The sequence below is a fragment of the Streptococcus thermophilus genome, assembly GCF_010120595.1.
Lineage (GTDB): Bacteria > Bacillota > Bacilli > Lactobacillales > Streptococcaceae > Streptococcus > Streptococcus thermophilus.
The window spans coordinates 1,182,983-1,204,881 of record NZ_CP038020.1 but is presented as its reverse complement, the minus strand read 5'-3'; the positions used below and the strand labels follow the sequence as shown (position 1 = coordinate 1,204,881).

The following is a 21,899-nucleotide window of genomic DNA, read 5'->3' as shown; positions in this document are numbered from 1 at the left end:
CTAAAACTCCCAATAATTTTTAAAATGATCCTCATAATCATTATCTTTAAAAATTTGAAAGAATAGATTTCTCATTTCATCGGTTGTTTCTGTATACTGCGTTGCCGATAAATCATCTATAGCATGAGAGTTGACATTAAACAACTTTAAATACTGTTCATTGCCTTGATAAAATCTATCCTGCTTCAGTGAATTAAACTTCACAAAAGTTTCTATTATCCTTCTCATTGTATTTAACATTGATAGTTTATGACCACATTCATACAAATCTTTCAATTCTATCCATAGAGCTTCATAACTTGTTTTTAAATCTTCTTTTTCAGTCGTAATTTTAATAAATTCATGATGATCAATACGATAAAAATTGTTTTTGTCATATTTTGTTCTACCTTTATCATCTTTGAAATTACCATGAGGTTGAACATTTAAATAAAAATGAACATTATGAGTCAAAATTACCATGATATCTTTATTTACATCAAATTTATTTCTATCTTTATTTTGATAAAGTCTTTGTAATTCCCAAATAATCAAATATTGCATTGTATCATCATTTGAGCTCATTGGGTCATCAAACACTAATATTTTTTTATTCCGTCGATTCTTTTTGACTTCTTCTAATCGCTCAATAAAGTATAAAAATGCTATAACATTTTTTTCACCCGTTGATAAATGTTTTACGCTTCTGTATTGGTCTCCTTCCTTAATTCTATAATAACCAAGATTTTCATCGTCAACATGATCTAGTTCCCAAGAGACTCTCAAACGAAGTTTTGTATTAATTCTCTCGATAGCTTTCTTCTCCGCTTTTGGCTTTAAAGTATCAATTTGATTTCGATATTCAACTAATACTTGTTCTAAGCTATTTCTTTCATCTTCTTTTTGTTCCAAAGTATAAGATTTGTCTTTTTTATCTTTTTCATAATTATTCAATTTTTCCATTTCAAGTTCATATTTAAAACTCTCCAGTAAAATCTTGATTTCATGATATCTAATTGAATTTTTGGCCTCTTTTTGCTTATTTTTTATATCTAAAACATATTTGTTATGCCCTTCAATAATCTTATTAAAATTTTCATAATTTATATTATCCGGTATTGTTAATTCTAATTCTTCAGTTTCCACAAAAAGATTACTTTCTTTGTGTTCTAAAGTACTGAGTAGGGTTTCAAAAAAATATTTTTGTTGTTCTAATCTTCTATCAATCTCATCAATCTCTTTTTTGGCATTTTCAATTAAATCTGGAAAGAATTCTTCGACTTTTATAGCTACATATTCTGAAATTTCATTTAATAAATTAGCAATTTGTTCTTTCCCAGATTTAATTCGATTTTGTAAAGCCTTTACCTCATCTGCTGAAAAATAACTTTCTAACTCAAGTTTTATCTCATTAGAGATTTTGTTCCCACAAAAAGAACAAATTTCTTCATTTCTATGAATTTCTAATCCCTCTCTAGCGAAGTTTATCTTTCTTTGACTGTCTAGTCTACGAACTGTAACTCGTTCAATAACTTTACTTGAAATTATCTCATTAACAGCAGTTAAATATTTTTCAAAGTCTATCTTCTTTTCTTTTAAGGGGGTAATTTCTTGTGGAGAGCTTTGCAATATATCCAAATATCGATTTATCTCAGTTTCTTTCAAGCGGCAGGCTCTAGCAATTTCTGACTTGAAACTATTTTTATTGTAAGATTTTGGGTTATCTACAATAATCGGATCTCTTTTTAATGAAATAGTTCTAGCAGAATTCTTATAGAAACTATCTAATTTTTTATATTGTTTTTTATATAACTTACCTTTCTCCTGAAAATCATCGAATAAAGTTGGTTCCTCTCCATCAGAACTTCTCTTATCAAGTTGTTTTTGAATTAAAGATAGATTGTGCTCTGTTTTCAAAATTTTCTTTTCTAATTCCTTTATTTCTGCTTCTTTATCACCTGCTCCAACTGCTAATGAAAAAGCATCTAGATTCTCATTTTCACCAATTAAAGATTCAAAGCCATTAAAAACATGAACTTCATATTCTGATTTTTTTTGAGTGTAAATTGATTTACTTAATGTTGATTTACCCGAACCATTTTTTGCAAAAATAAAGTTTTTAGAAGATAATTCTAATTCATCTCCTTTAAAAAGTGGAGAAACAGAATCATCAAATTTAATTTGCTTCAAATTTATAACAGTACCAACCATAAATATCCTCTTTTCTCGTGACATATTTTTCAAGCGAAACTATACTAATTTAATTCTCCTACCTCCCAACTCTCAATGGTTCAATGACCTCTTCGATGAGTTTGGTGTAGGCTTCTTTTATTTGTTTTTTGTAGCTGAGCGGGTTGAGGGCATCAGCTGTTTCTGCTTTGTAGTCTTTGTAGCGTTGGCTCTTGGCAAGCTGGCTTTCGCCTGATTGCTTCTTGGCACCCTTACGATAGTGTTGGACATAGTAACGAAGTTCATCGAGTCCGACATACCATTCTCTGGCAAAGCGTTTGAGATGGTCGTCGATAATGGCTTCAATCATAGTGTCCAAGACGTCAGTGATAGATTGTCCTTGGTAATCTTTAGGATTGGCTTGGACTTCTTTCCACAGATTTCGGATGATTTCTGCTAGTTTAGGATTGGTACGTTCCAGACTCTGGATATAATTATCAACCGTTTCGATATCCTTGTCACTGAGAGCCTGTGGACTATCCTCTTCCTGCTGAATCATACTTTGAATCAGTGTCAGGATGTAAGCATAGTTAATCTCGTCGACTTGGACGGATTCCAGTTCGTAGTGGATATCAAAGAGATTATCATCACCATCGTCTTCTGCTCGGCTTTTGAGCTCTGCTAGGATATTTTGATAGATTCCTAGATAGGTTTCGAGCTTTTCATCTGATAGGCCAGTTTCTGCATAGATAGCCGCTTCATCGTATTCACTATAGACACGGATAGACGCCAGATACTTGTCAAAAGTTTGATAAGCCTTAGCAATGCGACGGAGTTGTGGGCTAGAGGCCTGCACTATCGTGATGACATAGTTTTCCACATCTTCCACTTTTACTTGAAAATCTATCCAGGCTTGGATGAAGTTGGCTTTTTCTTCCTCCCAATCTGGGGCAGTGACGTCATTTTCACCTCCGTTTGAGTAGAGCTTAAGGGCATTATCCACAGCCTCTTTAAAGGCCTCTGGTCTTTGGAAGGTGATGATATGGCCATAACGCTTTTTACTATCAAAGATACGGTTGGTACGACTAAAGGCTTGAATCAAATCCTGTGGACGCATGGGCTTACGGTCGATGAAGAGAGTGGATAGACAGGGGGCATCAAAACCGGTCAAAAGACGGTCAACGACGATAACCAAATCCAACTGCTCATTGCGAGGAATGTATTTGTCTAACTTTCTGGCTAAACGATTATTGATATCCGTATTAAAGCCACGCAAATCAGCCATGTTAAAATGGGTACCGAACTCCTGATTGTAGTCGTCCATGACCTGTTTCATGTGGTTTTGGTAGTCGATAGACTCTTCTTCATTTTCCGACACTGAGTAAGTGACCGTCATCTTTGGAAAGTCGGGTAGCACGCGCTTAGCTCGCTCTGACACCTTGATACGTTCCTGTCCTGCCTTGATACTCTTGAGCAGATTGTAATAAGCCTGAGCTTGTGGAGTGGACTTAACCGTTAAGATAGCCTCGTAGGTCTTTCCCACACCATTTGGAAAGCCCAACTGTTGATAACTCTTGTTTAGGATAGCATCCAAGACTTCTAGCATGTGTTCTTTATCTTCATAAACAGAGTCAGGAAGATCTTTTTCAGGAATCGGCGAAATAATAGTATTTCGATAGTCTACCTTGAATCCCAGGACTGCCCCGTCATGGATGGCTTCTTTGACCGTATACTCGTGTAGGCGTTCGCCATATTGTTGGTGGGTGGTTTGTGCCAAATCGCCTAATTGCTTTCGTTTATTTTCCTTGAAAATCGGTGTACCAGTAAAGCCATACCAGAGCGAATTGTGGAAAAAGCCTTTGATATCCTTTTGAGTCTGAGGCGTGACCGCACGGTGACATTCATCCACAACGAAAGCCACACGAAGGTCTTTGATTTTTTCCGAATCCTTTTGGTATTTACCCTCTCCAAACTTGCGCATCATGGTTGTGATTTTCTGGATAGTCGTCACAATCACACGCTTGTCATTTCCTGCCAAACGCTTAACCAAATCATGAGTATTGTCCGTTTCGTCGATATCAATGACATCATTGGCGGCGTAAGAAAGAAAGGACGAGGTCGTCTGCTGGTCAAGGTCCCTACGGTCGACGACAAAAACGGTCTTTTGGATAGCTGGAATCTGCAAGAGGTTGCGAGCCACCTTGTAGGAGGTCAGGGTCTTACCAGAACCCGTGGTATGCCAGATATAGCCTGATTCCTGACGGCGAGAGGCATCTTGAACAGACTCGATGGCATGGATTTGATAAGGACGTAAGAGGATAAGGGCTTTCTTACTATCATCAATAACGGAGTACTGCATCACCATCTGATGGGCACGTGGAATAGACAGAACCTCGTGGGCAAAGTCCATGAGACTGGTCATGGGTTTATTATCTTTGTCCACCCAAGATGTTAAGAATTGTTTATTAAGCTTATCCTCTCGTGCAGCTGCAATATAACGTGTATCAACCTTATTAGTCACAACAAACATCTGAAGGGCAGAATAGATACCACGTAACTTTCCTTCACGGTCATACTTTTTGATTTGATGAAAGGCATCCAAAAAGGCGACACGAGGACTCTTGAGCTCGATATGGATAAGAGGAAGGCCATTGATCATCAGGGTTGTATCTAAACGACGGTCCTGATCTTGAGGATAGGCCTTGTCACGTTCAACTTGATTGACCACTTCGTAACTGGATTTTCCAGCAGCGATATTGTCACGCCAGATGACAGAAAGTCGGATAGTCCCAAGGCTAGCATCTTCACGCTGTACCTCGACTTTGGCAATACCATTTTCACCAGCCAACCACTTAGCAGCTTCATAATAGTTAATGAAGTTAAGCTGGTTCTTGATTTGGCGCTTCTCCTGCTCAGTCAAGGGATGGTCAGCAAGGAGGGCAACGTTATTTTGCGCTAACTTCTCAAAAAAGTTATCCCATAATTGACCTTCAATTTTTAAGTCTGGGCGATAGGTCCACTGGCTCTCACCAGAGGTTAATTGCTCGATTAATTGACGTTCTATCTCAAGTTCTGGAGTAACTGCTGGCATGACTTATCCTTTCAACATTGTCGTAATCCCTTACATTATAGCATTTTCACGGTTTCTTTCATAGTTTTGGGAAAATTCAAACAAAAAACACAGCTTGGTTCCATGTTTTTATCTTCTATTTACTCTTTTTTTCTGAATGAGTTTTTCCACTCTTTGGTAACTGGCTTCAATTTCTTCCTTGCTAAAGAGTTTTGATTGTGAGTCTTCCCAGCTACTGCCGATGGCTGGATTAGTTTGATTCTTCATAAGTTTCTCTTTTTACTCTCCCCTATGAATGGTAAACCCTGTGGCTTGTTGGTTAGCCATGATGGTCATGTCTGAAATCTGAACGCGTCGTGGTTGCTTGGTAACATAGAGGACTGCCTCCGCAATATCTTGGGCTTGGAGGGCTTCCAAACCTTGATAAACCTTGGCTGCCTTGTCCTTGGCACCGTGAAAGCGAACTTGTAAAAAGTCGGTCTCAACGATACCGGGCTGAATGGTTGTCACCTTGATATCTGTGGCAATGGTATCAATACGCAAGCCGTCACTAAAAGTTTTCACTGCAGCTTTGGTTGCTGAATAAACAGCGGCGCCTGCATAAGCATAGATGCCTGCTGTAGAACCCATATTGATGATATGGCCCTCATTGGCAGCTACCATACTCGGCAAAATCTGACGTGTCACCATCATCAAGCCCTTGACATTGGTTTCGAGCATGGTCAGCAGGTCCCACTATTCGTAGTCTTGGTAAGCTGTTAGGCCTAGTGCCAGGCCTGCATTATTGACTAAGACATGGACTTGCCCCACACTTTTGAGAATGGCTTGGCAAACGTCCTTGACCATCTCCATATTGGTAACATCCAGTGCAAAGGTCCAAACTTTTTGATTGGGATAGGTCGCTTCAAATTCTGCTTTTAGAGCTTCTAAGCGCTCTACACGGCGCCCTGTCAAGATGAGGTTAGCCCCCTCTCTGGCAAAGGCACGCGCCGTTGCTTCGCCAATTCCTGATGTTGCTCCTATAATAAGTACGTTTTTTGGCATGATATCCTCCATTTCAATGATTCCGCTGCCCTAATCGTTGTTGGTCAATTCACTCAACTTCTTGATAAAATCAGGAAGTTCTAGCTTGGGGTGACTATATTTCTTGTTTCCTGACTTCCAAAATATCGAGAGTAACTGGTTGAAACCGTCTTGCAGGACCTTCTTTTGTTGGTCCGAAAGATTGCCAAATTCTTGTAACAACTGACCTATCTTTGGCAAGGCTTGGATGCCAATATCATCGAGGCTTTCAATACCTGAATCAAGGATGGTATCAAAAACCAAATCGCAAACTTGCTTGAGTTCTTGATTGGGCAAGGTCTCAATCCACTATTGGAAGGTTTCTTCCAAACGTTGACTCAACTCTGTTGGCTGGTCCTCATAAACAAAATCATTTATTTCCAAGTCAACCTGCCAAAGTAAGGCATTATGTTGAGAGATCCCTATACCTTCCGCTGCTACTAGCTGAGCAGCCTGTTCCCAGTAGAGCATGACTCTACAACAGAATCTCGAGGTCTGATAACTGTCATCTTGACTTTCAACTCTTGGTAAGCAGGATTTTCTAAGAGTGGTTTCATCAACCTTGGAGAATCTAGGAGCAAAAGCTCTGCTATTTGCTCACGTAGAACAAGTCGAGCTTTGAATAGCCGAATAGAGGGCAAGATTACCACCCTTTGAATGGCCAGAAACAAGTGATATAGCCACTGAGATTAGGCAAGTGATCAGACCGAAAGGCAATAGCTGAGTGATAAGCTGGAATTTCTTGACTATAGGTCAGCTGAAAATCCTCCTTCCATCCAATGACAATATATCTGTCCCATGAAAGACAAGCTGATGGTAGTCTAATTCAGGCAGACTAAAAATCATAGCTGCAAACTGCTTTTCCACTTCCTTGTCCAAGACACTACAGTAGTCACTTAGATTAAGTCCAGCGAAACGTCTCGACCTCACCATGGCTTCAGCCAAATCCACCTGTTCCTTAGTTACCATGAAGCTGTAGTCTGGATTTAAGTCCTTCCCTTTAGCATAGTCATGTAGATTGATGGTTTCCTTCAAATCACTTGCTAAGAGCCATTTTTCATAAGTCAGTTAGCCAATTTCATTAATGCAAACCTTATCCAAGATATTGAGAGGTTCTTGATCAAAGGTAAGCTCCTTCACCTGTTCAAGATAATCGATTAAATTGGGCATGGTAAACTCCTTGAAAGTCTTTCTTACTTTGATTTTACTAGAATTTTCAATAAATTGTTAGTGAAAAATGTGATATGATAAGAGAGATTATTTATTAGGAAAAGGAAGCTTATGACTATTTCACGATTTTACCGTATCTTACTAGCTCTTTGTGGACTGGTAGGAGTCTCTATTCAAATCCATGATGATGGTTGGGGCATGTTGCTCTACTACACCGTTTTGTCCAATATCCTCGTCTTTTCTAGTTTGATTTTCTTTATCATCTATGACTTCAAAAAAGGGGATGCGACGACTAACACAAAACTCTTGCGTTACAAGGGTGGCGTAACCATGGCCATCCTCATCACTGGAGTCATCTATCACATCCTCTTGGCTCCTATTACAGAACCTGAGAAATTCTGGACCCTCCGCAATTTCTTAGTTCACTATATTGTCCCTTGGGGATTGGTGCTTGATACCCTCATTTTCGATGCTAAGAAAGCCTTTCGTCTGCGCGAACCACTTTACTGGTCCCTATTCCCACTGTCTTACTTCGCCTTTGCCCTTCTAAACGGACTGGTTCTAAAACTGTCAATTCCAGGTGCCAAAGATAGTCCTTTCGCCTACTTCTTTATCAATGTCAATAAATTTGGTTGGAATAAGGTCATGATAAACGTCCTGGTCATCAGTGCTGGCTACATTGCTGTTGGCTATCTCTTATTCCTCTTGAAAAAATTTATCGGTCGTAAACCGGCATAAAATAAAAACTGAGCTCCAAAAGGAACTCAGTTTTTCTATTTCAATAATCCTAATCTATCAAAAGCCTTATAGAGGCCATCAACATCAAAAAAATAAGTTTTGACATGATATTACCTCAAATATTTTGTCCTTATTATAGCCTTATATTGATTTCAGGGCTACTATTATCCTTAGACAAACTGATACTATCCTACGATTGTATTCTTCTCAATCCAATGTATTGCTATTTCGCATGAAAGAAGTTATCATGAAAATATGAACGTTTTAAAAACATTACTGAACCATTTGCCCTATAAACTAGCAGCCTATGATGCTACAGGAACCCTTCTCTATGACAATGGTGGGGCTGACGGTAGCTTCTTTCCCCGTGAGTCTGAAAATTTGCCCGATTGGATTCTATCTGAGATTTTGGCTTCTCCTAACAAAGAAATGAGTTATCAAATTCCCACAGACAGTTTTGATCAAATCCTAATCCAGACCTATCAGGCTGCTCTCGATAAAGAAGGAAATGTCCTTGGATTTTGGGAAACCATTTATGATTTAAAACAACCTCTCAAGACCTATCTGGATAGTTCTGCTCAAGCACTAGTAGCTTGGTCTGATGCCACTAGTGGTGCTAGTTTTAAGGAAAAATCTGATAAATAAGGCTAAAAATCTTTCTTAAATAAATGAAATATTCACTTAATTCACAACTAATCCCCTAATAATACCCTCATTAAATCAGTTTGAGCTAGTATCACTAAACTTTAAAAAAATAAGTCACTGTAATATATCTCACATAATTTATATGCCGAGTGTTTTGCATTTTTACGCTATTTAATGTAGAATGGGAAGGGATGAGAAGAAGAATTAAACCGATCGTTGTTTACGTGGTTCTAGCTCTTTTAGGATTAGCATTAGTTATTGCAAACATTCACAATACGTCTAAACAGCAGGCGCATCTCGAGAAAGTGAAATCAGCTATTCCTTCTGCTACTACACCAAAAACAACAACCAGTAGTACATCTGACAGTTCCGATGAGGAGCTGATACTCAATCCCATTATCGACCTTTCGGGTTGGCAACTTCCTCAGGATATCGACTACGATGTCTTGTCAAATTATATTTCTGGTGCTATCATCCGCGTCTTCGGTGGTTCACAGATTAGTAAGGATAGTAATGCCGCCAGCTCAAATGGAGTTGACAAATCTTTTAAAACACATATCAAAGAATTCAAAAAACGTGACGTTCCAGTTGCCGTCTATTCCTACGCCCAAGGTACTTCTGTCAAAGAGATGAAGGAAGAAGCTCGTATTTTCTACAATAATGCTTCTCCATACAAACCTACCTATTACTGGATTGACGTTGAAGAGGAAACCATGTCTAACATGGAGGAAGGTGTCCAAGCCTTTCGTGCTGAACTCAAACGTCTAGGAGCTGAGAAGATTGGCCTCTATATTGGTGCCTATTTCATGCTTGAGCAAGAAGTTTCAACCAAAAACTTCGATGCCGTTTGGATTCCAGCCTATGGTACCGACTCGGGCTACTATGAGGCTTTGCCAAATACTGAAATCGGCTATGACCTTCACCAGTATACGTCACAAGGAAGCCTTCCTGGTTTCGACAATACCCTAGATCTTAATCAAATCAACCCTGAGAAAAACAAGCGTAAAACCTTTGAAAAACTCTTTGGAAAGATTAAGAAGAAATCAACTAAAAATAAGAAAACTACTTCGACCAGTTCAACTAGCTCAGCAACTGTAACCAGCTCATCTCGTTCCTCAAAGTCGTCTACTAGTGAGTAAAAACCAGTGTTTCAGACACTGGTTTTCTTCTTGCCCAAATTGACTTAGGCGTGTTTGGACAAATGTGTTATAATGGAAAGTAGAAATGTACAACTTTGAAAAGGAGATAACGTAATGGCTAAAAAAAGCAAAGTCAAGAAAACTTTGGTCGACCAAATTCTTGATAAGGCTAAAATAGACCATGATAGCTTATCCTTCAACGGTTTAGAAGGAGAGCTTCCAGAGGATGTGGCGCGTGAGAGCATCTATAAAACCCTGGCCCTTAAAGGGGATAAGACAGGACCAGTCATTGGTATTATCCCTATCACTGAGCATCTATCCGAAAAGAAATTAGCTAAAATTTCAGGCAACAAGAAAGTTCAAATGATTCCACAAAAGGATCTCCAAAAAACAACTGGCTATGTACACGGGGCTAACAATCCTGTGGGAATTCGTCAAAAACACAATTTTCCCATTTATATCGATCAGTCTGCCCAAGAAGCAGGTTTTCTTATTGTCTCAGCTGGAGAGATTGGGCGTTCTATCCGCATCAACAGTCAAGAACTTGCTGATTTCGTTAATGCCGAGTTTGCTGATATTAAGGAGTAATCATGAGACTATATTTTGTACGCCACGGTAAAACTCAATGGAATTTGGAAGGACGCCTCCAAGGTTCCAAGGGAGACTCCCCCCTTCTTAAAGAATCTATTGAGCAAGTCAGTGAGCTTGGCCATTACCTCAGTGATACTCATTTCGACTTGGTCTTATCAAGTGACTTACCACGCGCTAAAAAAACAACTGAACTCATCATGGAGTCTCAAAAAACTAAAGCTAAAATTACCTATACCAAGGATCTGCGTGAGTGGCAATTGGGGAAACTAGAGGGACAAAAATTTTCTATCATTCAAGCGATTTATCCCAAAGAAATGGATGCCTTTCGTCATAACCTGGCCAACTTCCGTGCCAACAACTTTCAAGCGGAGTCCGTCTATCACACAATCAAACGTGTAGCTGACTTAGTCCGAACACTGAAAGATAGTAGTATGAAGAACGTCCTCCTCGTCGGACATGGAGCTAATCTAACAGCTTCTATTCGTAGTCTACTTGGCTTTGAACCTGGTCTTCTTCGTAAAGCCGGTGGTCTTGACAATGCATCTGTCACAATTCTCGAGACAGATGATTGTGAGCACTTCACTCTCAAATCTTGGAATGACACATCCTATAGGACTCAAGTCAACAAAATTAGCTAAGTCATCATCTTATATCGTGAAATAAGCGGTCCTTAACAGGATCGCTTTTTTTGCATGAAAAAAACCATAAAACTATTACTTTTTAGGGCTACTTGGTAATTGTTTCCGACTCGGTTCATCTTTGACAATTCTATGAACATGTTCCCAATAGTTATCAGAAAACCCTCTTTGCTTTTCTTCAGCATTAAGATGATCCGCCAAGGCATAATAGGAATCTCAGGCAACACACTTCATCTGCTCCGCATCTCTAACACCCACAAAGAGATCACCACATTTATCGTTGAGCTCTTCTACCTATTTTCTAAAAGCATCACGCTCAGTACTTAGTGCTTCAATATCATATTTTAAGTTATCTGTTCCCACCATTTCACTTCCCCCTTTATCACATTCTAGACAATAAAACGGTCTCGTTAGGCCGTTTTTTTATTTTCCATACTTCATACGAAGAATTTTTTCCTGGTTAGCATCCAAACGAAGGAGAATAACCACCTTATCAATACTCATATTGCTCTCAAGAAGACGTTCAGCTGCCATCATAAGACCATTGTTAATACCCAGTTGAAGAACTGGATTTTCTTTATCGTTAATATCAAAGATAAATTTGTTATTTGGAAGGTCGAAAAAGGCTTTCACAGCTCCAAAGAGTTGCTCGAAACTATCGATTTCCAAGTCAAAGACTGGTTTCGTACCTGGTTTAAGGCTACGTCCACGGTGGTTAAACCACATAGAATGCCAGCCACTGTTAAAGGCACCCATAACGTCATTGTCGTATGAATCTCCGACGTAGAGAGTCGTCGATGGATTCATATCAAATTGTTCAGCAGCAAGATTGAAGATTTCCTTTTCAGGCTTTTGGAATCCTGTCGCCTGACTGACGATGACACGTTTGGGATCCACGTAATCGTATAATCCTAACTTCTTGACTTTCTTAAGCTGATGCTCTGTTGGTCCATTAGTAATAATTCCCATACGAACATTTTTTTCTTTGAGGAAATCAAGGGTCATGCGCATTTCATCAAGCATAGTAATGTTTTCCAACTCATGCTCATAAACCTCTTGGAAATGGTTCCCCATTTCTTCATCGATTTCATGGTAACCAAACTCCAAAAGTGTCTCTTTACAGCGCCAAAAACGGAAATATTCGGTTGTCCACTCACCGGTCATTACACGTGGAAAACCGATGTCAGAATAGTGGCGGAAACGAATATAAGCCTGATTCATATGGGTCATATCAAAGTCAGGGAAACATTTTTCCATGGCAATACGATAAGGTGCCTGTTGGTCGTAAATAGTATCGTCAACGTCAAAAACAATAGAAGTAATCATTTGTCCGTTCTCTCTTATGTCGTTCTCTTGCCATAGACTTAGCAAACTAGAATGTCCGATAACTAAACTGATGAAGCAGTCAGCCCCTAAGCCTAAGTCTTGCAAAAGTTGCTTTAAGTCAACTGTCTATAAGCAGTCATGCATATCTGTTTTTTGATCAGCATGAAATTGCCCAAACATTTTTATTATACCGTTTTTGCCCTCTTATTTCAATTTTTGACCAAAATTGGGAAAATATTATTCGTGACTTCCAGTATTTCAGATAGAAAAAAGGTTTGAAACATGACATTTAGAAAAAAGGTTTGAAACATGACATTCCAAACCTTAGGGATCTTTTTATCATCAGATGATTATTTAATTTCTTTAAAAGTCATTTTCTGTTTCACTTCACCCTGACCACCTTTGGCAATCTGGTAATAGAAATCTTTTGATGTGAAATGGTCGCCATAAGCAAAGACCTTGTTATACTGCCATTGTGACAATTGATCATCCTCTTTTTTACCGAGAGTCAAAGTTGTTTTTGTCACATTATATTCCCATTTAGCTGTTTGGTCACTATAAGCTTTGTCAAAATCAGTCTGGCTCTTAGCGGCATTAACCACTGTCGTACGGTCCTGACTCACTAGTTCCTTGTTACCACCCTCTTGGAAGGCTACATACATGACACGATTGTTGACCTCACCATTTAAAAAACTTGAATATTGGTAAACCTTACCAGGTACAACACTATCCAAATGGTGTGACCCCCATTAATAGAAGACACTGAGACCAGCTCCCGTAACCAAGAGGCAAGCAAGTACAACACTAATAATGATATTTCTCTTTGACATGATTGGCCTCTCTCTATTCGTCACCAGTTAGGTCAGAGGAATTTGCCTCTGAGTCTGTTTCAGTATGACTTGAAGAACTTGATGATGAACTTGAACTCATGCGTGTTTCTGTTTGAGAATCATCACTTGATGAAGCTTTTGATTCAGATGATGTTTTAGTGCTTGATGATGAACTTTCTTTTTCTTTATAGACATCAACGTTGAAGGCCCACTTATCACCCTTGTAAGTTACCTTAATTTGGGCATATTTTGCCTTGACAAGCTCTGACATTTTACCCCCATTGTTAAGGGTGTCGTAAATCTTTTTAGCGAGTGCTTTGGCATTGGCTTCAGTTCTGGCACCATCTTTAGGACCATTAGCAATATCTTCATATTTAGCAGTTTCACCTTGACGGTAAAGCGCTGTTCTTTCATTGTCCTTCTTAGCGTCAGCATTCAGACTATTCTTATCATCTACATGTGAGAAGAATTTCCATTCAGGTCTACCTGAGCGTTTTTGTTGATAAATATTTGAAACTTCTTCCTGAACCTTGTCTTGGAAAGCATCCTCAGTCAATTCATTTTCTTTAGAAGTATCTGTACTTGCTTTACTTTCACTGCTGCTTGCTGTTGAACTTGATGCAGAAGATGAAGAAGAACTTGTTGAACTTGATGAAGCGTCTTTAGATTCTGATGATGAAGAAGATTCCTCCTTACTTTCTTTAGAATCTTTATCCTTATCGTTATTATTGTTGTTGTTATTGGAGAATGAAATGCTGTGATCAGAATTATCTGGAGCCGTAAATCATTGTATTCTTAGAGTGGTCATCAGATACAAAAGTAGTATTATTGATAATCACTCGGTTATTATCGCCATAATAGTTGTTGATAACAATCTTAGAATGTACACAACGGTGACCATTATCAGTAACATGATAACCTGCTGGTACATCACCATCACGTTTTAAAATAAGGACATCATCAGCAAAGATAAGATCAATATTCTGAATATTGTTATCGTAGGCTAATTTTTCAATAGAGATTCCCGTCGCTTAAGAGATTCCCCACAAGGTATCTCCCCATTGAATCACATATTGTTGACCATCTAACTGTTGTGGATTGATGTTCTGAGTTGTCAAATTATTTGTAATTTATTGTGGTGTGCTGGTAATCTAGTTTGTAATATCTGTAGCGTGAGCACTTGTTTGATTTTGATAAAAGCTATCTGCTAACACAGATATCGTAGGTAGCCCAATAGGCGCTAGTAAAGCGCCAAGCATCTCGGCTTTACCAACATAATTTTTCTTTTTCATTGTGTATTCTCCTTAATTTCATACTAATCTTAACTAGCCCCTTTATTTATCTGACATTTAGTCATTTGTCCTATCTTTAGAGGATGAATTATGATACAATATTAACGACTATTTTATGGAGGACTAACATGCCAAATCAACACATGGAAGAATTAAACGATCAACAGATTGTCCGTCGTGAAAAAATGGCGGCCTTGGCTGAACAAGGAATCGATCCTTTTGGTAAGCGATTCGAACGCACAGCTACATCTGGTCAATTAAAAGAAAAATACGCTGATAAAACAAAAGAAGAATTGCACGAAATCAATAAAACTGCTACTATCGCAGGCCGTTTGATGACTAAGCGTGGTAAAGGTAAAGTTGGCTTTGCTCACATCCAAGATCGCGATGGTCAAATCCAAATCTACGTGCGTAAAGATGCTGTCGGTGAAGAAAACTACGAAATCTTCAAGAAAGCTGACCTTGGTGACTTCCTCGGTGTCGAAGGTGAAGTTATGCGTACAGATATGGGAGAACTTTCTATCAAGGCTACTCATATCACGCACTTGTCTAAAGCCCTTCGTCCATTGCCTGAGAAATTCCACGGACTTTCAGACGTTGAAACAATCTACCGTAAACGTTACCTTGATTTGATTTCTAATCGTGAAAGCTTTGACCGCTTTGTCACACGTTCAAAAATCATCTCTGAAATCCGTCGCTATCTCGATGCTCAAGGTTTCCTTGAAGTAGAAACTCCTGTTCTTCACAACGAAGCTGGTGGTGCTGCTGCTAAACCTTTCATCACTCACCACAACGCTCAGAATATTGATATGGTACTTCGTATCGCAACTGAGCTTCACCTCAAACGCCTCATCGTTGGTGGTATGGAACGTGTCTACGAAATCGGACGTGTTTTCCGTAACGAAGGCATGGATGCCACTCACAACCCTGAGTTCACATCTATCGAAGTTTACCAAGCTTACGCTGACTTCCACGATATCATGAACTTGACTGAAGGTATCATCCAACACGCTGCTAAAGCGGTTAAAGGTGATGGACCTATCAACTACCAAGGAACTGAAATCAAGATCAACGAACCATTCAAACGCATCCACATGGTTGATGCAATCAAGGAAATCACTGGTGTTGACTTCTGGCAAGATATGACTTTGGAAGAAGCTAAAGTTATCGCTGCTGAAAAGAATGTTCCAGTTGAAAAACACTACACTGAAGTTGGTCACATCATCAATGCCTTCTTCGAAGAATTTGTTGAAGAAACATTGATTCAACCAACATTCGTTTACGGTCACCCAGTTGCTGTGTCTCCATTAGCTAAGAAAAACCCAGAAGACCCACGTTTCACTGACCGTTTCGAACTCTTCATCATGACAAAAGAGTACGGAAACGCCTTCACCGAATTGAACGACCCAATCGATCAACTGTCACGTTTCGAATCACAAGCTGCTGCTAAAGAACTTGGTGATGACGAAGCAACAGGTATCGACTACGACTACGTCGAAGCTCTCGAATACGGTATGCCACCAACAGGTGGACTCGGAATCGGTATCGACCGTCTCTGCATGCTTCTTACTGATACAACAACCATCCGTGATGTCTTGTTGTTCCCAACGATGAAATAATAGGCTCTTTGTCAACTGTAGTGGGTGACGAAAAGCTAACATCTAGAGAGGACCGGATAGGTCCTTTTTTTATGTATGTTCAGTGTGGTGAAGACACGCTTCTTAAAGTTGATAAAGTTTCTAAAACCGAAGCCCAAACGTTTGATGTCTTTGATCAACTTATTAGTCGCTTCAAGTTTCGCGTTTGAATAGTCCGTTTCTAGTGCGTTTTTGATGTATTGCTTGTGTCTAAGAAAAGTCCTAAAGACAGTTTGAAAATAATGATTGACCTTGCTCCTATTTTCCTCTATCAGTTCAAAGAACTCATCTACTCTCTTCTCCTGAAAGTGAAAAAGCAAAAGCTGATAAAGTGTATAGTAGTCAGTAAGCTCTTTTGAAAAGACTAGTGTCTTCGCAACAACTTCATGTGGTGCTAAAGTTTGACGGAAAGTCTTTGAATAAAAAGAGTTGAGAGATAGTTTACGGCTGTCCTTTTGGAAGAGTCGCCAGTGATTTTTCAGGGCTCGATAGGGTAGTGACTTCTTATCGAACTGGTTCATAATTGCAATTCTTGTCTTTAAAAAGGCACGTCCAAGGTGCTGGATGATGTGGAAACGATCAAGAACGATTTTTGCGTTTGGAAAGAGCTTGCGAGCCAGTGGAATATAAGCTCCAGACATATCCATCGTGATAAACTGTACCTGTTGTCGGACTTTCAATGGATACTTCAAAAAGTAGTTTCGTATAGTAGTTTGGCGGCGATTATCAAGGATGGTTATGAGTTTTTTGATACTGTCAATAATTTTGTGTAAACACTCAAGTAGAGTTATGGAGTGTTAATCAAATAAGCTTTCAAGTGTGTCAGCACATTGGCCAAACCCTTTATGGATGCGTTGATTTTGCTTGAAATTATAATCTTCAAACAGGGAAACTAAATAACGTTCCAGAGCCTCCTCGTTACGAAAAAGAACCTTCTTTTTCGTTTGACGTTTGATTTCTTTGTTAAGAGACTCAATGAGGTTTGTCGAATAAATGCTATGCCAAATCTGGTAGGGAAACTGATAAAAAGTTAAAAGATTATCCGTATTCTCCAGACTTTCCATGACTTTCCTATACTTTGGTTTCCATTCGGCGATAAAGTTCTCTAAAATTTGCACTGCCATTTCTAAATTTTCAGCACGATAAATCGTTTTAAATTGCTCCAGAATAACCGCTCTATCTGCTCGTTTCACTTTACTAGCTAGATTTCGACTAATATGAATTAAGCAACGTTGTTGTTTAGCTAATGGGTAAGCCTGATTGATAATCTCTTCAAGCCCCTTGAAGCCATCGGTCGCTACAAGAGAAACCTGTTGGATTCCTTGGTTTTGAAGCTTGTCTAACAGGGTGGACCAAGAAGCATTGTTTTCATTTGGGGGGATTTCATATCCAAGAACAGCCTTCTGTCCTTCTGGTGTAATGCCAAGTGCGATATGAATACATTCTTTACTAACGGTTCCACGTCTTAAGGGAAGATAGGTTCCGTCAAGAAATAAAACAGAGTAATTGGCTTCTAAGCTTCGCTCATGAAAAGTAGCGACATTCTCCTGAGTTACTTTTGAGATATTAGAAATTGTGGCAGGACTATAGTGATGACCATACATTCGCTCGATGATATCACTAATTTCTCGAGTCGTTACACCGGTTTGATAGAGTTTGATAACCATCTCTTCCAAGTGGTCATATCGACGTCCATAAGCGGGAAGCAAAGCTGGACTAAAGTTCCCATTACGATCTCTAGGAATACTCAACTGAACAGTCCCATATTTGGTTTCGAATTTCCGTGCATAGCTTCCGTTACGACTATTCCCGGAATTATAGCCTAATTTATCGTAAGGTTCATACCCTAAAAAGGCTGATAACTCTGCTTGAAGCAGATCATTCATAGCTGTTTCAAGAGAAGTACGGAAAAATTCATCAATATCTTGCTTTTGGGCTAGGAAGTTAAGTAGTTCTGTGGTAAACTGAGTCATAGGAATAAATCTCTTTCTAGTAATGTTTTGCAACTCTACTATAACGGATTTATTCCTTTTTGTGTTTACACAACTTATTTTACACTACCTGACTTTCTGGTGAAAATTGCCAATATGATAAATTTTGTTCCATTTAATTCTCCTCGATATTGCTATTAATATTATACCATACTAACAGTTCAGAATTCATTTTACTCTTTTAAACTTATCTTGCACAATTAAATAGAAATTTATAAAAGAAAGATTTCTTCAAAGTTTGTACAATTTTTATAATTTTCTAAAAATTCTATCTTTTTGGTTGCGATTCACTCTTTTTTGTGTATAATTATAACATACAGGAGGAAATTTATGAAAAACATTAAAGATAGTATTACCACCGCCCCTAGAACAGGTGTACTTGCAGATTTTTTTGAGAAAACCGCATTAGGCGAGTTGGGAGAACCAAACAATACTTATTTAGGTGATATCAATTTATTTAAAAATGACGAAAAAATGTCATCTTTTTATTTAAATCATAGAAAATTGCAAGGACAATTCGACAAGCATTTCTACTCAAGTATTCCCTTTATATTGGAGGAAGAATGTCGCATTGGATCAGCATTAAAAGATTACTTAGAAAAAAGAGATGGTACACAGTATTTATATGTTCTCGGAGCCGCTGAAGGAACAATGGCTAGAACAATTGGAAATTTGAGCAATGGCAAGATAAAAACTTTATCTTGTAGCCCAACAAAAGCTAATCAGGATAATTTTTTTAGATATGGCAAGCCACTACATTCAAAATTTATTCTATCCCCTTACAATAAAATAACCAACTCAAATATCAGAGAATTATTTCCTAATTTCAATGGTTTTGACGTCATAATAGAAGATACAACATTTCAGATGTACAGCCCAGATAGAGCTAAACAAATAAAATTTACAAAAGAAAAGCTTAAAAAAGATGGTATAATTGGTTTTATTGAGAAATTTTCCAATAAAGATATTACGGAATTTCTAAAAAGAGAACATATCAAAGACTCACTTTTTAAAAATAGATTTTTCTCACAAAAAGCCATTCAATTGAAAAAAGACAATGTATTAACAAATATGAATAATAGTCTTGTTACAATTGACACATTTAAAAACATTTTAGCTGACTTCTTTAACTATGCTGTCATAAATTGGAATTCTGGAAATTTCTATACAATCTACGCATCTAATAGCAAAAATAATCTTTTAAGCTTTTTATCTAATATGACACCAGCATTAACTCCTAATCAGTTTGTACATACCGATCTTCCAGTCGCATTACTGAACTTAAATAAAAACGAAATAAAATACAGAGTCATAAAGGAAAAATAATATGTCACTATCTACTTGGATATCATACACTATCGCTTGCATTCTACTTATTTCCCCCCCTGGACCAACAGTAACTTATCTTATAACTACTAGTATGACTCATGGGAAAAAAACAGCTTATGAAATTGTTTGGGGAAGTTTCTGGGGAGGACTTGTTTGTCTAATCCTCTCCTTTATTGGGATTGGAACTATACTTAAAACTTCAGAAACCTTGTATGCAATTTTACGTCTACTTGGAATCGCTTATCTTATCTATTTAGGAATCAAAAGTTTTCTTGATGCTAATAAGGTGAAAGATAAAGCTGAAAAAATGGTACCTCCTGAAAAAGGAGAAGCCTTTAAAAATGGATTTTTATTGATATTTTTAAATCCTAAAAACATTATTTTCTTTGCTTCGTTTTTACCTCAATTCATTAATCACAACTCTCCGTTTTTATTACAAACTATAATATTAAGTTTGACCTATCTAATTGTTGGTTTAATCAACGATTATTTATATAGTTTTTTTGCTTCAAATATTGGAAACGTACTTGGAAAACATTCTGAAAAGTGGATTGCCTACATCGGTGGTATAGCTATGATACTATCAGCTATAATCGTTGTATTTCAAAATTTTTAGTAAAAATTATTTTTAACACATAAACAAAAAACACTCTAAAAACTGGATTTTTAACCTGATATACTCCCCTTATAGTGGACAGTGAAAAAATAAAAATTTTAAGGCTCTTTGTCAACTGTAGTGGGTGACGAAAAGCTAACATCTAGAGAGGACCGGATAGGTCCTTTTTTTATGTATGTTCAGTGTGATGAAGACACGCTTCTTAAAGTTGATAAAGTTTCTAAAACCAAAGCCCAATCGTTTGATGTCTTTAATCAACTTGTTAGTCGCTTCAAGTTTCGCGTTTGAATAGTCCGTTTCTAGTGCGTTTTTGATGTATTGCTTGTGTCTAAGAAAAGTCCTAAAGACAGTTTGAAAATAATGATTGACCTTGCTCCTATTTTCCTCTATCAGTTCAAAGAACTTATCTACTCTCTTCTCCTGAAAGTGAAAAAGCAAAAGCTGATAAAGTGTATAGTAGTCAGTAAGCTCTTTTGAAAAGACTAGTGTCTTCGCAACAACTTCATGTGGTGCTAAAGTTTGGCGGAAAGTCTTTGAATAAAAAGAGTTGAGAGATAGTTTACGGCTGTCCTTTTGGAAGAGTCGCCAGTGATTTTTCAGGGCTCGATAGGGTAGTGACTTCTTATCGAACTGGTTCATAATTGCAATTCTTGTCTTTAAAAAGGCACGTCCAAGGTGCTGGATGATGTGGAAACGATCAAGAACGATTTTTGCGTTTGGAAAGAGCTTGCGAGCCAGTGGAATATAAGCTCCAGACATATCCATCGTGATAAACTGTACCTGTTGTCGGACTTTCAATGGATACTTCAAAAAGTAGTTTCGTATAGTAGTTTGGCGGCGATTATCAAGGATGGTTATGAGTTCGTTTGTCTCATAATTCTGCGCTACAAAAGCCAATTCCCCTTTCTTGAACCCAAACTCATCCCAGGACATAACAGCAGGGAGTTTGTCATAATGTTCCTTGAAAGTAAACTGATCAAGCTTACTATAGACAGTGGACGTCGACACGCGAAGTCTTCTGGCAATATCCGTGAGTGACATCTTCTCAGTGAGGAGTTGTGAGACCTTTTGTCGGCCTAGATTGGAGATTTAGCAGTTTTTCTCAACGATAGATGTCTCAGCTACCGTGACTCTCCTACAATTTTTACACTGGAAATGACGTTTTTTCAGACGTAGTAGAGTTGGTGTTCCCGCTTGCTCGAGAAGAGGGATTTTAGAAGGCTTTTGAAAGTCGTACTTGATCATCTTTCCATGGCAATGAGGACATGATGGTGCAGGGTAATCAAGTTTTGCTTGAATCTCGATATGAGTGTCAGTTTCAAAAACAAGTGAAATCTTGATATTTTGGTCTTTGATTCCGATTAATTCTGTGTTATTCTTAATAAGTCTCATAAGTTCTTCCTAATGATGGTTTGGTTGCTTTTCATTATAGTTCTTATGGGACTTTTTGTGTACACTCAAAAAGCTCTATAATCCCTACAGTAGTTTTACCCACTACAGAAATTATAGAGCCAAATAATAATGATATCCCATTAGTCAAATAATGGAATATTTTTATATGAGGTGTAAACGTGTTCAAAAACTGAAGTACCTTTTTAAGAAAGAATAAACTGTGGTCGAGCATCCTAAGACAAAGACAGAAGAAAGTCAATTTGACTTTTCCAGAGATCGCACAGA

Annotated in this window: 16 protein-coding genes and 6 pseudogenes; 8 read left to right on the top strand and 14 right to left on the bottom strand. The window is 38.1% G+C overall.

What is annotated here, in order from left to right; all coding sequences use genetic code 11:
* The 8 genes and pseudogenes from E3C75_RS06405 to E3C75_RS12025 all read right to left on the bottom strand — a co-directional run bounded on the left by E3C75_RS06405 (position 1) and on the right by E3C75_RS12025 (position 7,315).
* Positions 1 to 2,190, bottom strand: a complete 2,190-nt coding sequence (locus tag E3C75_RS06405; RefSeq protein WP_100273412.1) for an AAA family ATPase — start codon at positions 2,188 to 2,190, stop codon at positions 1 to 3.
* A gap of 58 nt (positions 2,191 to 2,248) precedes the next feature.
* Positions 2,249 to 5,239 (bottom strand): type I restriction endonuclease subunit R, encoded by a 2,991-nt coding sequence (locus E3C75_RS06400; protein ID WP_111679535.1) that lies wholly within the window; start codon positions 5,237 to 5,239, stop codon positions 2,249 to 2,251.
* A 108-nt stretch (positions 5,240 to 5,347) separates the two neighbouring features.
* Positions 5,348 to 5,485, bottom strand: a complete 138-nt coding sequence (locus tag E3C75_RS11150; protein WP_162877220.1) for a hypothetical protein — start codon at positions 5,483 to 5,485, stop codon at positions 5,348 to 5,350.
* A 12-nt stretch (positions 5,486 to 5,497) separates the two neighbouring features.
* Positions 5,498 to 6,262: pseudogene (locus E3C75_RS06395) on the bottom strand (SDR family NAD(P)-dependent oxidoreductase).
* A 30-nt stretch (positions 6,263 to 6,292) separates the two neighbouring features.
* Positions 6,293 to 6,577 carry a hypothetical protein gene (locus E3C75_RS06390; protein ID WP_111679534.1) on the bottom strand — a complete coding sequence of 95 codons (285 nt, stop codon included), beginning with the start codon at positions 6,575 to 6,577 and terminating at the stop codon, positions 6,293 to 6,295.
* A gap of 12 nt (positions 6,578 to 6,589) precedes the next feature.
* Positions 6,590 to 6,754 (bottom strand): annotated as a pseudogene (locus tag E3C75_RS12035) (Mbeg1-like protein); the annotation flags it as partial.
* A gap of 169 nt (positions 6,755 to 6,923) precedes the next feature.
* Positions 6,924 to 7,037, bottom strand: a complete 114-nt coding sequence (locus tag E3C75_RS12030; RefSeq protein WP_406701477.1) for a hypothetical protein — start codon at positions 7,035 to 7,037, stop codon at positions 6,924 to 6,926.
* Positions 7,034 to 7,315, bottom strand: coding sequence for an Mbeg1-like protein (locus tag E3C75_RS12025; RefSeq protein WP_084828697.1), 282 nt, complete (start codon positions 7,313 to 7,315; stop codon positions 7,034 to 7,036). Before E3C75_RS12025 ends, E3C75_RS12030 begins: the two co-directional genes overlap by 4 nt.
* A 246-nt stretch (positions 7,316 to 7,561) precedes the next feature.
* Between E3C75_RS12025 and E3C75_RS06370 the strand changes: the two genes are divergently transcribed.
* From E3C75_RS06370 to E3C75_RS06350, 5 genes are all read left to right on the top strand, one after another.
* A complete protein-coding gene (locus E3C75_RS06370) occupies positions 7,562 to 8,188 on the top strand; it encodes a Pr6Pr family membrane protein (protein ID WP_002948102.1) in 627 nt (208 codons plus the stop codon).
* A gap of 255 nt (positions 8,189 to 8,443) precedes the next feature.
* On the top strand, positions 8,444 to 8,833 hold the full coding sequence (locus tag E3C75_RS06365) for a hypothetical protein (RefSeq protein ID WP_024704054.1): 390 nt from the start codon (positions 8,444 to 8,446) through the stop codon (positions 8,831 to 8,833).
* A gap of 191 nt (positions 8,834 to 9,024) precedes the next feature.
* The gene (locus E3C75_RS06360; RefSeq protein ID WP_024009828.1) at positions 9,025 to 9,972 is read left to right on the top strand and encodes a glycoside hydrolase family 25 protein; all 948 of its coding nucleotides are present in this window, start codon (positions 9,025 to 9,027) and stop codon (positions 9,970 to 9,972) included.
* 114 nt (positions 9,973 to 10,086) lie between these two features.
* Complete coding sequence (locus tag E3C75_RS06355) at positions 10,087 to 10,560, top strand: aminoacyl-tRNA deacylase (RefSeq protein WP_002950328.1); 474 nt, start codon at positions 10,087 to 10,089, stop codon at positions 10,558 to 10,560.
* A 2-nt stretch (positions 10,561 to 10,562) separates the two neighbouring features.
* Positions 10,563 to 11,201: a histidine phosphatase family protein gene (locus E3C75_RS06350; protein ID WP_100262669.1), complete on the top strand. Its 639-nt coding sequence runs from the start codon at positions 10,563 to 10,565 to the stop codon at positions 11,199 to 11,201.
* A 423-nt stretch (positions 11,202 to 11,624) separates the two neighbouring features.
* Here the strand turns inward: E3C75_RS06350 and E3C75_RS06345 are convergent, their stop codons facing one another.
* The 3 genes and pseudogenes from E3C75_RS06345 to E3C75_RS06335 form a co-directional block, all read right to left on the bottom strand.
* Positions 11,625 to 12,527 (bottom strand): HAD family hydrolase, encoded by a 903-nt coding sequence (locus tag E3C75_RS06345; protein WP_100273418.1) that lies wholly within the window; start codon positions 12,525 to 12,527, stop codon positions 11,625 to 11,627.
* A gap of 350 nt (positions 12,528 to 12,877) precedes the next feature.
* Positions 12,878 to 13,357, bottom strand: a pseudogene (locus E3C75_RS06340) (hypothetical protein).
* Positions 13,358 to 13,370: 13 nt separating this feature from the next.
* Positions 13,371 to 14,649, bottom strand: a pseudogene (locus E3C75_RS06335) (LysM peptidoglycan-binding domain-containing protein).
* Positions 14,650 to 14,777: 128 nt separating this feature from the next.
* On the opposite strand from E3C75_RS06335, the gene lysS reads away from it, so the two are divergent.
* Positions 14,778 to 16,268, top strand: coding sequence for a lysine--tRNA ligase (gene lysS, locus E3C75_RS06330; protein WP_084828692.1), 1,491 nt, complete (start codon positions 14,778 to 14,780; stop codon positions 16,266 to 16,268).
* Positions 16,269 to 16,310: 42 nt separating this feature from the next.
* On the opposite strand, the pseudogene E3C75_RS06325 reads toward lysS, so the two are convergent.
* Both E3C75_RS06325 and E3C75_RS06320 read right to left on the bottom strand, forming a co-directional pair.
* Positions 16,311 to 17,032: pseudogene (locus E3C75_RS06325) on the bottom strand (ISL3 family transposase); the annotation flags it as partial.
* A 51-nt stretch (positions 17,033 to 17,083) separates the two neighbouring features.
* On the bottom strand, positions 17,084 to 18,259 hold the full coding sequence (locus tag E3C75_RS06320) for an IS256 family transposase (RefSeq protein ID WP_111679532.1): 1,176 nt from the start codon (positions 18,257 to 18,259) through the stop codon (positions 17,084 to 17,086).
* Positions 18,260 to 18,607: 348 nt separating this feature from the next.
* Between E3C75_RS06320 and E3C75_RS11280 the strand changes: the two genes are divergently transcribed.
* Positions 18,608 to 19,603 (top strand): hypothetical protein, encoded by a 996-nt coding sequence (locus E3C75_RS11280; RefSeq protein WP_172451563.1) that lies wholly within the window; start codon positions 18,608 to 18,610, stop codon positions 19,601 to 19,603.
* A gap of 1 nt (position 19,604) precedes the next feature.
* Positions 19,605 to 20,222, top strand: a complete 618-nt coding sequence (locus E3C75_RS06310; protein ID WP_084828675.1) for a LysE family translocator — start codon at positions 19,605 to 19,607, stop codon at positions 20,220 to 20,222.
* A 142-nt stretch (positions 20,223 to 20,364) separates the two neighbouring features.
* Here E3C75_RS06310 and E3C75_RS06305 read toward each other — a convergent pair.
* Positions 20,365 to 21,614 (bottom strand): annotated as a pseudogene (locus tag E3C75_RS06305) (ISL3 family transposase).
* Between the last annotated feature and the right edge of the window lie 285 nt (positions 21,615 to 21,899).